This window comes from Rhizobium quercicola, assembly GCF_021168455.1.
In the GTDB taxonomy this organism is placed as follows: domain Bacteria; phylum Pseudomonadota; class Alphaproteobacteria; order Rhizobiales; family Rhizobiaceae; genus Ferranicluibacter; species Ferranicluibacter quercicola.
The window spans coordinates 60,888-71,256 of record NZ_JAJOZR010000018.1; the positions used below are offsets into that span (position 1 = coordinate 60,888).

General features: G+C 58.3%; 13 protein-coding genes and 1 pseudogene. 11 read left to right on the plus strand and 3 right to left on the minus strand.

Features of this window, described 5'->3' with window-relative positions; genetic code table 11:
* The first annotated feature begins 1 nt into the window (after window position 1).
* The 5 genes from LRX75_RS21775 (at window position 2) to LRX75_RS21795 (ending at window position 3,602) form a co-directional block, all read left to right on the plus strand.
* Window positions 2-916, plus strand: coding sequence for a TIR domain-containing protein (locus LRX75_RS21775; RefSeq protein WP_231816740.1), 915 nt, complete (start codon window positions 2-4; stop codon window positions 914-916).
* Window positions 917-965: 49 nt separating this feature from the next.
* A complete protein-coding gene (locus LRX75_RS21780; RefSeq protein ID WP_231816724.1) occupies window positions 966-2,096 on the plus strand; it encodes a hypothetical protein in 1,131 nt (376 codons plus the stop codon).
* Between the two features lie 137 nt (window positions 2,097-2,233).
* Window positions 2,234-2,680: a hypothetical protein gene (locus tag LRX75_RS21785; protein ID WP_231816725.1), complete on the plus strand. Its 447-nt coding sequence runs from the start codon at window positions 2,234-2,236 to the stop codon at window positions 2,678-2,680.
* A 39-nt stretch (window positions 2,681-2,719) separates the two neighbouring features.
* Window positions 2,720-3,094: a hypothetical protein gene (locus LRX75_RS21790; RefSeq protein ID WP_231816726.1), complete on the plus strand. Its 375-nt coding sequence runs from the start codon at window positions 2,720-2,722 to the stop codon at window positions 3,092-3,094.
* Between the two features lie 259 nt (window positions 3,095-3,353).
* On the plus strand, window positions 3,354-3,602 hold the full coding sequence (locus LRX75_RS21795; RefSeq protein ID WP_231816727.1) for an N-acetyltransferase: 249 nt from the start codon (window positions 3,354-3,356) through the stop codon (window positions 3,600-3,602).
* A gap of 17 nt (window positions 3,603-3,619) precedes the next feature.
* On the opposite strand, the gene LRX75_RS21800 is transcribed toward LRX75_RS21795, so the two are convergent.
* The gene (locus tag LRX75_RS21800; RefSeq protein WP_231816728.1) at window positions 3,620-4,315 is read right to left on the minus strand and encodes an HNH endonuclease; all 696 of its coding nucleotides are present in this window, start codon (window positions 4,313-4,315) and stop codon (window positions 3,620-3,622) included.
* Window positions 4,316-4,654: 339 nt separating this feature from the next.
* On the opposite strand from LRX75_RS21800, the gene LRX75_RS21805 reads away from it, so the two are divergent.
* From LRX75_RS21805 to LRX75_RS21820, 4 genes are read left to right on the plus strand one after another with little or no spacing between them, the layout of a single operon-like run.
* Window positions 4,655-5,170, plus strand: a complete 516-nt coding sequence (locus tag LRX75_RS21805; RefSeq protein WP_231816729.1) for an ImmA/IrrE family metallo-endopeptidase — start codon at window positions 4,655-4,657, stop codon at window positions 5,168-5,170.
* A complete protein-coding gene (locus tag LRX75_RS21810) occupies window positions 5,167-5,592 on the plus strand; it encodes a hypothetical protein (RefSeq protein ID WP_231816730.1) in 426 nt (141 codons plus the stop codon). The genes LRX75_RS21805 and LRX75_RS21810 overlap by 4 nt, the downstream gene beginning before the upstream one ends.
* The gene (locus LRX75_RS21815; protein WP_231816731.1) at window positions 5,589-6,473 is read left to right on the plus strand and encodes a bis-aminopropyl spermidine synthase family protein; all 885 of its coding nucleotides are present in this window, start codon (window positions 5,589-5,591) and stop codon (window positions 6,471-6,473) included. The genes LRX75_RS21810 and LRX75_RS21815 overlap by 4 nt, the downstream gene beginning before the upstream one ends.
* A 23-nt stretch (window positions 6,474-6,496) precedes the next feature.
* Complete coding sequence (locus tag LRX75_RS21820) at window positions 6,497-7,036, plus strand: hypothetical protein (protein WP_231816732.1); 540 nt, start codon at window positions 6,497-6,499, stop codon at window positions 7,034-7,036.
* Here LRX75_RS21820 and LRX75_RS21825 read toward each other — a convergent pair.
* Window positions 7,011-7,775: a hypothetical protein gene (locus LRX75_RS21825; RefSeq protein ID WP_231816733.1), complete on the minus strand. Its 765-nt coding sequence runs from the start codon at window positions 7,773-7,775 to the stop codon at window positions 7,011-7,013. The two genes, LRX75_RS21820 and LRX75_RS21825, sit on opposite strands and share 26 nt — an antisense overlap.
* 208 nt (window positions 7,776-7,983) lie before the next feature.
* On the opposite strand from LRX75_RS21825, the pseudogene LRX75_RS21830 reads away from it, so the two are divergent.
* Window positions 7,984-8,337: pseudogene (locus tag LRX75_RS21830) on the plus strand (mechanosensitive ion channel family protein); the annotation flags it as partial.
* Between the two features lie 79 nt (window positions 8,338-8,416).
* Here the strand turns inward: LRX75_RS21830 and LRX75_RS21835 are convergent.
* Window positions 8,417-9,952 (minus strand): inorganic phosphate transporter, encoded by a 1,536-nt coding sequence (locus tag LRX75_RS21835; RefSeq protein WP_420851250.1) that lies wholly within the window; start codon window positions 9,950-9,952, stop codon window positions 8,417-8,419.
* 279 nt (window positions 9,953-10,231) lie between these two features.
* Between LRX75_RS21835 and LRX75_RS21840 the strand changes: the two genes are divergently transcribed.
* A partial coding sequence (locus LRX75_RS21840) for a porin (RefSeq protein WP_231816741.1) occupies window positions 10,232-10,369 on the plus strand: 138 nt, incomplete at its 3' end.

Consider the following 10,369-nt stretch of genomic DNA (forward strand, 5'->3'; position numbering starts at 1 on the left):
GATGATCGAAAGGTTTCGGGGAGATGCCGGAAGGGAACTGAGGCTGGAGGCGCTCGTCACGCAATCGATCGTAGCCCGTGACCAGGTTCTAGCCGAAGAACTCGCGGATATTGTCGAGCTTCTGGAACTTCAAGCAGGCCAAATCCTAATCGAACAGAATGGAGAGGACAATGACATCTTCTTCATCATCTCCGGGTCGTTCGGCATCCATATCAACGGCCGTCGCGTTGGCGCACGTGGACGCGGCGATCACGTCGGAGAAATGGCAGCCGTGGAACCCACACAATGTCGTTCTGCGACGGTGGTTGCCGAAGAATTGTCCCTTGTGGCCAAGTTGACCGCGCAGCAGTTCTCGCAGCTTGGGAAGAAGTATCCGGACTTGTATCGGCAGATCGCTCGCTCCCTATCTCGACGTTTGCTCGAGCGAAACAAGCACGTCGGCATCTATCGCGAAAAAGTGCGGGTCTTCATTATCTCGTCGGCTGAGGCCCTACCCGTTGCACGACTGGTGCGCAACGCGTTCGAGCACGACCCGTTTTTGACAACCATCTGGACCGACGGTGTCTTTCGCGTGGCGAACTACACCCTTCAGGATCTTGAAGCAGAAGTGGATGACTCCGATTTTGCAGTGGCGATCGCACACGCCGATGATCTCACGGAAAGCAGAGGCAAGGATTGGCCGAGCCCGCGGGACAACGTGGTCTTCGAACTCGGCCTCTTCATGGGTAAGCTCGGTCGGCAGCGGGCAATCCTCATGGAGCCGCGTGAGGAAAAGGTAAAACTTCCCAGCGATCTGAGCGGCATCACGACAATCCCGTACCGCTTCGAGAGCGGCAGGGATGCTGCATCCCTGATTGCGCCCGCCTGCGACCGGCTTCGCCAACATATTGTCGGTCTGGGGCCTTTCAATGGTTGATAGTTGTCCAAGCTATCCTGCTCCCGCAGCACATGGGGCCATAACCTAGATGGGAGATACGCAGGCCGGCCAGACGGCTGATGTTTCCTCGTTCCGTTGGATACCTCGACAAGGCGACGGGGAAAGCTTTTCTCTCCACTTCACAGGTGGCATTCGCGCCGCCTGCGTCAGAGGGGATCAATGGGTGCTGGAACCGGTCCTCGTCCAGGGGCGGCCTGCCTCCAGTGGATCCTTCTCCAGAACCGATCTCGGCAGGCTGGCTCAACGCTTGGGTTTGACTCCAATCGCGTTCCAGCACTCGGGGTGGAACAAGGGTTCCTACTACAGCAATTGGGTTCCGATCGTGCCAGGCCAATCGAACCACATGTTCGGCGCCGCGGATTTGTGGCGGAATATAGCCAGCCAGATGGGCCGAGTACGGAGGGGGCACCTTCTAAAGGCACTCGTCTCCCCGACCCACGACGACGTCGTGGCGATCCTTGATAACCAGGATCCGGACGAAAGGTTGGCGCAGTTCATCGCTTTAAGCCTGCGAGGGTTAGATATCAGTGTCGAGGAGATTGCTGCCTTCTATCATGATCAGCTTGTTGACCTGATGGCTGCTGGTCAACTGAAAGGAGAACGCGTCTCGGGGACGCTGGATCAATTGCTCTACGCTCACGTTCATTCGTTCTTCCTTCATGCCGGCGCGGCGCGCGACTACCTTGCGACATTCATTGCTCTTCGCCTGGGCGAAGACCCAATCAAAGTCGATTCTTTCACGCTGCTCTGCAAGAAGCTCAGGAGTCGCCACATTGGAAGTGACAGCCTGCTGGACATCCTCGTCGCGAAGGGGCTCATATCGGAATCTAAACAGAAGGGGCAGTGGGGGTCGGCGGGTTGGATCAAGGAATTGGGGGATCTCAGGAACACGTTCATCCATCGTCGCCCATACGGAAGCCGCTCTTCTGAGCATTCGGGCTGGGCTGCACGCCTATCTCCCGCCGGACATTTGTTCCGTTACAGGAGGCCATTGCTCAGCGACAATGGCGACGACGTGTTTGATCTGATCGTCAAGCAGTATCGTCTTATGATCGAGCTATTCCATAATTTGGCCAAGGCCTCCGGGCACAACAGTGACCTTCCCGTCATCACCGACGAGGACATCATCGAGTTCCAGGTGGGGGACTCAACCCAATAGGATTTCGGCAGCCTATCCATCGGAACCGCCTATTGAAGCGGCTCCTTACTCGATTTGATCGCAAGTGAGAGGAGGCACTATCGCCGGCGAGACATCGCCGCCAGACTTGGATCAGTCCAAGAGAGGGAGTGCCATCGATGTCGAGGGAGCCGATCCAGCAAGAGCTACTAGCCGATGTCCACGCGGTGAGAGACTACCTATGCGAATGGAGAAGGGAAAGTGCGAACGCGAGTGAACTGGACAAATTAGACACCGCGATTGCAACCGTCTTCGACATCTACAGCCAGTTCATCAAGTGCGGCTACAAGTGGGACGGGCTTCTCCCCGTTCTTTCCGGCGATCTCGACTACATGGTCGAGACGCTTTCCGCATCGACTGTCCTGTCGTTGACGATCGCAACCGAAGGTCTGAAATCCTTCACGCGGTCTTTATCGGGCGATCATTACAAGAGGACGAACTCGCGGGATCGCATGCTGGAATGGATGCGCCTAAACGACTTTGCTCGCAGACTAAACTGCGATTTCTCACTGCAAATTTCGGTCAAGAAGCAACGAAATCGAACATGTTCACTTAGAGTGCATTAATGCACTTGTCGTATCGAGAGGCTTCAAATGGAGGCCTTTATGATCGACACGCTTCGACGCTATACCGACACAAGCAGGATCCACACGATCGATCGCGAGCGGGCACAGGAACTATATGATGACGCGATGTCTCGAGTTGGTGAAGACGACGATCCGAACCTTTCCGATGCAGGACGCCAAAGAGCCGCCGAGCAACGCCGCGAACTAGCATTCGCTGCAGAGGAATTTGCGTACGCGTTCTTTATTCAGCATGGAACAGCGCTAGACGGCGCGGCGGATCCGGACAGCTTTGACTACGACATGGTCGGACCATTTGCAGCACGCCCGGTGCTCACAGGACCGGAACTGCGAGGCGAGATTATAAAGCATTTGCGGATGTATTATCCTTACACCCTTCCTTTGGAGCTGCGGTAGCCACCGGGACGCTCTACTTAACCAGGGAACAGGCCGCAGCTCACCCCAAGACGACGCGTTCGTCGGCGAACATCTCGTTTCCTTTTTCAAAACGAAGACGTGCAAAGCTCGACGCAACATCCACCCCGCATCGTTTGGCCGACCTCCGTGACCACACGACCAAGCCCGCAAACGCGACAGTCGTCGTGGGAGAGATAAACGGATGCATCGTCGGTAGCGATCTATCGAGCCGGAGCGCCCGGCAGCGAGGCCTGGATCCGTGGCGCGCGCCCTGCGCGACCTCGGTGTCGGCTCGGTCGTCGAAGGTCAAGGCCTATCGGTGCAATTGGTACTCGAGGCCAACAGCATCGCCAGGGACTGGCGATTCTCCGCGATGTGTCTCAGTATCCGGAGGGAGGCGGAAGGATTTCTCAGACTCTACGAGAAACACGGCTACGTGCGCGATGCCGCGGGCGATCTCGATCTCCTTCCGGAGATTTTCCTTCTAGGCTTCAGCAAGCCTCTCTGAAAAATTGGTCCAACAGCTCAGTCGGGATCAATGAGGTGGCCGCAGTTCGTGCATCTCGCGCCATTCCAGCTCGTCGGACCACAATTCGGACAATCCCAACTAGGATGCAGCGTTTCACCCTTGGGCCGCATGCCAACGAGCCCGGTGCGGCCTCGGATCATGTAGCGATCATTGTCCTCGGCGACGATCGTCATACCCGGAGCGAATTCTAACGGCTTGCCTTTGCGTTCTGGCTCGCGATTTTCCTCGTGATGGCGATAGAAAAGCTGCTCAAGTCTACTTCGATGTCTTTCGGGCAGCTTGCCTTCCTCAAGGGCCCGAACGATTCGTCCAGTCGCGACGCTGAGTGCGCGATCGCTCAAGAAGTCGTCGTGAAGCTTTGCGGCCCGTTCTGCCCGATCTGCGGCGCGCTCGAGCTTCATCTGAATCAACGGACTGACCTTGAATACGCGTCCGCTCTTGCTTCCGTTGCACCTGCGATGGGCAGGCATCCAGTTCGCCCACGAATTGACATCGAAATTCTGAGAGAGGGTGAATTCCTCCAGGATCGCTAGTAGCTTTTCCGTGCCGCCCAGCGACTCCGGGATGATGTGGTCGACTTCGACCGCGGAGAAGGCGACAGGCTCCTCGCAGAGCCAGCACCGCTCACCGTGCACAGTCCAGACCGCATATCTTTCGGCATCGGTGAAGGCATGTTTTGCTGGCTGGGACATATGTATTTCTGCTTGGATTGGTAGCGCACCTTAGGATGATCGTGGTCACCCTGGCAACGGCCCTCAAGCCTCCACAAGAAGCGATCCCTGCACAGCCGAGGAGAAAAGCAGCCTGCAGGGATCGCGGTCAGTATTCTTGTCGGCAAGGTGGTTCATTGGCGAGGCGGCATGGAAGCGATGCGCGTTTGCGGTTATCCTACATAATCCACACGGTTGTGTTATCACCTCGGTACTTCGCAAGCCTCAGTTGAGGACGCGACAATATCCATCTATAACGAAATAAGTTTGATATCTTGATTCGGTATCCCGTGCATTTGTACGGTTCTTCAGGAGCGAGACTTGGCGACGCGCAAGGCGATCGAGGACGAAGCGAGCAAGCTGCTTTCGCGGACGGGCGTCGACTCGACCGGTCCAGTAGATCCTGTCGCCGTCGCGAACGAGCTCGGCCTTAAGGTCTATAACGCAACCTTCGCCGACGAAGGCATTCATGGTCTGATCGCGAAACGACCATCGAGTACCAGCATCTACGTCAATGTGAACGACAGGCCAGTCAGAAAGCGGTTCACCGTCGCTCACGAGCTCGGGCACTTTGTCCTTCATCTCGCCGCCGGCGAGGGTGAATTCATCGACACGCAAGACAACTTCCGCACCGTGCAGGATCCCGACACGCCCTGGGACGCCCCGCGCCGGACCGAATGGGAGGCAAACGTCTTCGCCTCGGCCCTCCTCATGCCGAAGGACGCCGTGCTGCGGGCGTGGAAGGAGATCGCCGATCCGGAAGGAATGGCGGCTTTCTTCCAGGTCTCCCGACAGGCTATGACGTTCCGCCTTGACAGCTTGGGGCTTCTTGAATGAACGACGCAGGCCTCCCCTCCAAACCGACATCCGTGGTCGACGTTCTGGGCGAGGTCAAACCGCAGGACGGCTCGTCGTGGGAGCCTAACAACTTCGCCGAATGGGAGGCCCGCGAGCGGCTTCAGGCATACCTCCGCGTATGGTCGCAGCAGACCGACGACGAGCGGAAGATGCGGTCGCTCTACGCGAGGATGATCTTCTCTCTCATTTGCGTCGAGGTCGCCTTCGCATTCGTGCTAATTGTCCTCATCGGCGCCGACGTCCTTCATTTCGACGTCACGCTGCTCAAGGTCCTCTTTCCAAGCGTCCTCGCTCAGGTTTTCGGGCTTGGCTACCTCGTCACGCGATATCTCTTCGGAAAGCAGCTCTCGCTGCCGATATCTGAAATTCCCCAGCGAAAGAGACCCTCGAGGAGCTCATGAGCGAAAAAGACGACAGCAAAAGGAACGGGAACGGACGGAATGGCCAGCCGCGTCGCAAGGCGCTCGACCTTCGTCTGGCCCTAAACGCCCTGTCGGACGTCGTTCAGAACCGCCCTCCTCCGATCCGCGAGTTCGACCAGATCTACATGAAGGTCGGCGACATGGTCGTGTATGCGGAGTACTTGTGCCGGAAGCTCGATGGCCGTTCACTTGTCTTCGTTGGCGATGGAGACGCGATCGGACTTTCCATCGCCCACCTGATGAACGAAGGAATCCTGGACTATGGTCCGAGCAGGATCATCCTCCTCGACTTCGACGAGCGCATGGTGAATTCAGTCAATCGTTTCGCCCAGGGGAACGATTTCGCAGATCGGATGGAGGCGCGACTTTACAACGTCGCCGACGAGATCGATCCGCCCCTTCTCGAATCCTTCGAGGCCTTTCATATCAACCCTCCCTGGGGGCAGTACAACGACGGAAAGAGCGTCATTTCGTTTCTTCGGCGTGGCGCGCAGCTCCTAACTGATGACGGATTGGGCGTGGTCGCCATCGCCGACGACGAAACGAAAAAGTGGCCGGGTCAGGTGCTACGAATGACGCAGAAGGCCGCGATCGACCTTGGCATGGCTGTCGTCGAAATGCAGCCGCACATGCACACCTACCACCTCGAAGACGCTCCCGAGCTGGCGTCCTGCGCAATGATCTTCAGGAAGGTGGAAAAGTTCGAATTGAAGAACGAGCCGCTGACCACCGAAGAAAAGAAGGACTTCTACGGCCGCGACCAGCATCTCGAGGCCCGGTTTGTCAGAGAGATCGCGCACATAGGACGCGGCATGGCGGACCCACGAGACTACAAGATCGAAAGCGAGGTTTTAGAATGAACGGGATGGAGTCGATAGTATTCATGAAGGTCGGGATGCATGCATCCGAAACCTTCGATGACATCCTTGTGCGAAAGAACAAAGAGTTCGATCGCACAGGAATGAGCTTCTGGGGCTACGGCGGTGGGACGATGCACCCGATTTCCAAGCTGCAGCCATTCGCCAAGTACCGGATCAAACAAGGGCGCGACGTCCGGCTCGTAATGGAGCTGATCAAGTCGAATCATTCGATGTCGGCCGTAGCGGACGAGTATTCGGAAGACGGAGAGAACTGGAAGCCGATCCCGGAAGGGATCGAGGTTCGCGGATCGAAGTACGCCCTCGTTCTTAATGAAATCGTCCCCGGCGAACTCGAAGTCGACCTCACCCGCTACGTCGTCGGCATCGGCCCGAGCGAAGGCAAGAACGCCGGCGGTTACATAAAGGGCCGCGTAGACAAAGGATTGCTGGACTACGTCGGTCCTGCGAACGAAGTCTCGCCACGGATCGTGAAGTCAGCCTACTCGGCGAAGCTCGCGCAACCCTTCGGGGTTCTGCTCAGAGGTGAGCGCCCGGCTCGTTAAACATGGAGGCAGAGCCTGCACGGATCTGGGTTGCGAACCGCAGCCACGTAGCGGATTCCCCTGCCCTGTGATCGTCGACGCGGCGGCGATCCACCGGTTCGAGCAGCACGGGATCGCAGAGCTTCACGAGGAACGGCTGCCGGAGTTCGGCGCGGAAATTGATGCGATATCGCGACGGCGTGGAGGCTTCCGATGTCCTCTCGAGCAGAGAGGTGACCTGCGAAAATCCGACCTTGCCGCCATTCGGTCCCGCATTCCGGTAGACCGTCGGATCGAACTCGCCTTCGTCCCCTAGAGCTAGATCCTTGTCCGAATAGCAGACCAGCGCGTAGTGCCGCTTCTTGGGGCCGAGCTTCGTTGTCGCCCTGCTCATCAGCAGGACGTGTGGAGGCAGGTCGACTTCCTGTCCGGTGGCGTTCACGTACTTGCGCCAGACAAGCACGCTTTCGGGGTACCTGTCCTCGCTTTTCGGTGCTGACAGCATGGTGGAGAAGACGAGATCGACCCGGTCGCTTGACTGTAGCCTGGAGAAGTCCAGCGGACTTCCAATGCCCCAGAAGAACACGCCATTGCCGGCTTTGCGCTCGAACTCCTTTCGGCGGAATATGTTGAAGAGGTCCTGGCCAGCTTCCGCCTGCATCTTGGTCCAACACACGAAGCGCGGCGACGCTGAACTAGCCGGCACGTCCGCGCCGAAATCTACGAGCTCGTCCACTTCAGGAAACAGATCGAATTGCATTGCGGCCCCTCAACCTTTCCACGTCCATGCCCACGATAACAGGATCTTCTAACGCAACCGGTGCAGACATCGAGTCTGCTCGCGCGCCCGCACTTGCTTTCCACATGGTGCTTGTGTGAGGCCTGTGGAAAGCCTGTGGACAAGCGGTGAATCACCTCATTATGTTCGCGATTTGTTCTTTATTCAATCGTCTTCGGAATAATGGTTCACCGTCGGCTACGACACTGATCTCAAGAAGGCCCGCAAGATCACCAAGCGGATCGGCGCTGACCTGCAGGCCGACCTGGAGCTCGGCCCTCAGTTCATCCAGCCGCTGGAGATGAAGGGTGTCGAGGAGTTCGGGGACTACGGCATCGTCCTGAGCTTCGCGATGACGACGGTGCCTGGCCAGCAGACCTTCATCCGAAGGAAGGCATACGCGATGATCCGGGAAGCGTTCCGGGCAGAAGGCATCGAGTTCGCGCAGCCGACGGTGCAGGTAGGCGGCGACGACCGGGACGCGGGAGCCGCCGCGGCCGCTTTGGTCAGAACAGGATCACGCAAGCCGACTCAGGGGCCGTGAAAGAATTTGCGACAAACCGTCCGTCACATGACCCGGCCCCACGCGGTAGCTCTGACGGACTTGTCTCCTCCGGGTCCGGTTAGAAAATCTGTCGGAGGATGACAAACAGGGTGAACGACAACGCGATGGATGCCGGCAAAGTCAGCACCCAAGCGGTGAGCATGTTGCGGACCGTCGACCACTGGAGGCCGGATCCATTCGCAGCCATCGTGCCTGCGACACCCGAGGACAGGACGTGGGTCGTTGAGACAGGCATGCCGAAATGATCGGCAGCACCGATCGTCACCATGGCGACGACCTCGGCCGCTGCGCCCTGCCCGTAGGTCAGATGTGTCTTGCCGATCTTCTCGCCAACTGTGACGACAATACGCCGCCATCCGACCATCGTCCCGAGTCCCAATGCCAAGGCAACCGCGACCTTGACCCATAAGGGGATGAACTTCGTCGCGTTGTCGACCGCCTGATGGTACGTCTTAACGGCCGCCAAATCCGGCTCGTCCATCGCCAGCAGCTTCTGCTTGTCGATCAGCTTCAGCGCCTCGCCGATGAGATAGATATCGTTACGGATGTTGCTCACCAAATTGGTGGGTACGGCCTCTATCGTCGGAAATGCAGCCACCTCGGCACTCGTGGCGTTGATGTAGCGCTGAAGGGCGGCCGTTGTCTTGTCGGACCAAGTCTTGGTCCGGACAGCCTCGCTGACAGCGGCTTTGTAATCTGTCACCGGCGTACCCGCCTTCACGTATTTTCCGAGCGACTGCTCGACCTGGACCGAGGCCGTCTTGTAGGCTTCAAGGTAGTTGACGTCGGGCGTACGGTTGAGCGCGAAGGCCGTTGGCACCAAGCCGATAAGGATGAGCATGATCAGACCCATGCCCTTCTGCCCGTCATTGGAGCCATGGGCGAAGCTGACCCCGGTGCAGGTAAAGATGAGGAGCGCGCGGATCCACAAGGGCGGAGGCGCATTGCCGACCGGCTCTCGATAGAGCGCCTTGTTGTGCACCAGCCGCTTCATGATCAGAAGAAGCAGAGCGGACAGGCCGAAGCCGATGAGCGGCGAGATCAGAAGTGAGAGGCCGATATTAGTCGCCTGCGACCAGTCCACGCCGCTGGTCGCACTTCCGGCAGGTGCCAGAAACTGGTTGGCGAGGCCGACACCGATGATGGAGCCGACGAGCGTGTGGGAACTCGAGGACGGGAGCCCGAGATACCACGTGCCGAGGTTCCAGATGATCGCCGCCGTCAGGAGCGCAAACACCATGGCGAGACCCGAACCGGAGCCGACCTGCAGGATTAGTTCGACCGGCAGCAGCGCGACGATGCCGAAGGCCACCGCGCCACTCGAGAAGAGAACACCGAGAAAGTTGAAGAAGCCCGACCAGACGACGGCGATTTCCGCCGGCATCGAGCGGGTGTAGATGACCGTCGCCACGGCATTGGCCGTATCGTGGAAGCCGTTCACGAACTCGAAGCCGAGCGCGATCATCAGTGCCACGCCCAGCAGGATCCACGGAACGGACGTGGCATTGGTCAGGTCCTGGCCGAGCGCATAGGCCACATAGCCAAGTCCGCCCACGATGAGAACGCCGAACACGGGAAGGAACCAGCGACCCATCGATCTTTTGTCGAGGGGATGATCCCGTTCGGAGGAAGATCCATGAAGTGCGGAGAGCTCGGCCATCACAATTTCCTGATTGAACTTTCATCCCCTATTCCGGCATCGTGAACCTCTCGTGACAGCCAGATGCCGTCCCCCTCGTTTAAAATCCGCGCTCCATCCGACTGTCACCACTGCTTCACAGACGCGCGCTATTCGCCTCTTGCGATCGCCACGCATGCGTGAAGCGGAAGCTTCCGCCGCGACGACGGAAACGGAAACGGGGCATCTCCTCTTATGAACATCAGGCGTTTTCTCATCGCCAGCGCTGCGGCCTTGGCAAGCGGTGGGTCGGTCCATGCTGCCGATGCGATCGTGGCAGCCGATCCGGAAGCCTTGAGCTACGTTCGCGTCTGCGATGCATTCGGCAAGGGC

What these genes read in the sequence shown, in the direction of transcription:
- LRX75_RS21775 (WP_231816740.1), top strand. Translation starts at nt 2, where the DNA reads ATGATCGAAAGGTTTCGGGGAGATGCCGGAAGGGAACTGAGGCTGGAG.
- LRX75_RS21815 (WP_231816731.1), top strand. Translation starts at nt 5,589, where the DNA reads ATGAGCGAAAAAGACGACAGCAAAAGGAACGGGAACGGACGGAATGGC.
- LRX75_RS21800 (WP_231816728.1), bottom strand. Translation starts at nt 4,315, where the DNA reads ATGTCCCAGCCAGCAAAACATGCCTTCACCGATGCCGAAAGATATGCG.
- LRX75_RS21825 (WP_231816733.1), bottom strand. Translation starts at nt 7,775, where the DNA reads ATGCAATTCGATCTGTTTCCTGAAGTGGACGAGCTCGTAGATTTCGGC.
- LRX75_RS21810 (WP_231816730.1), top strand. Translation starts at nt 5,167, where the DNA reads ATGAACGACGCAGGCCTCCCCTCCAAACCGACATCCGTGGTCGACGTT.
- LRX75_RS21835 (WP_420851250.1), bottom strand. Translation starts at nt 9,952, where the DNA reads ATGGGTCGCTGGTTCCTTCCCGTGTTCGGCGTTCTCATCGTGGGCGGA.
- LRX75_RS21790 (WP_231816726.1), top strand. Translation starts at nt 2,720, where the DNA reads ATGATCGACACGCTTCGACGCTATACCGACACAAGCAGGATCCACACG.
- LRX75_RS21780 (WP_231816724.1), top strand. Translation starts at nt 966, where the DNA reads ATGGGAGATACGCAGGCCGGCCAGACGGCTGATGTTTCCTCGTTCCGT.
- LRX75_RS21785 (WP_231816725.1), top strand. Translation starts at nt 2,234, where the DNA reads ATGTCGAGGGAGCCGATCCAGCAAGAGCTACTAGCCGATGTCCACGCG.
- LRX75_RS21820 (WP_231816732.1), top strand. Translation starts at nt 6,497, where the DNA reads ATGAAGGTCGGGATGCATGCATCCGAAACCTTCGATGACATCCTTGTG.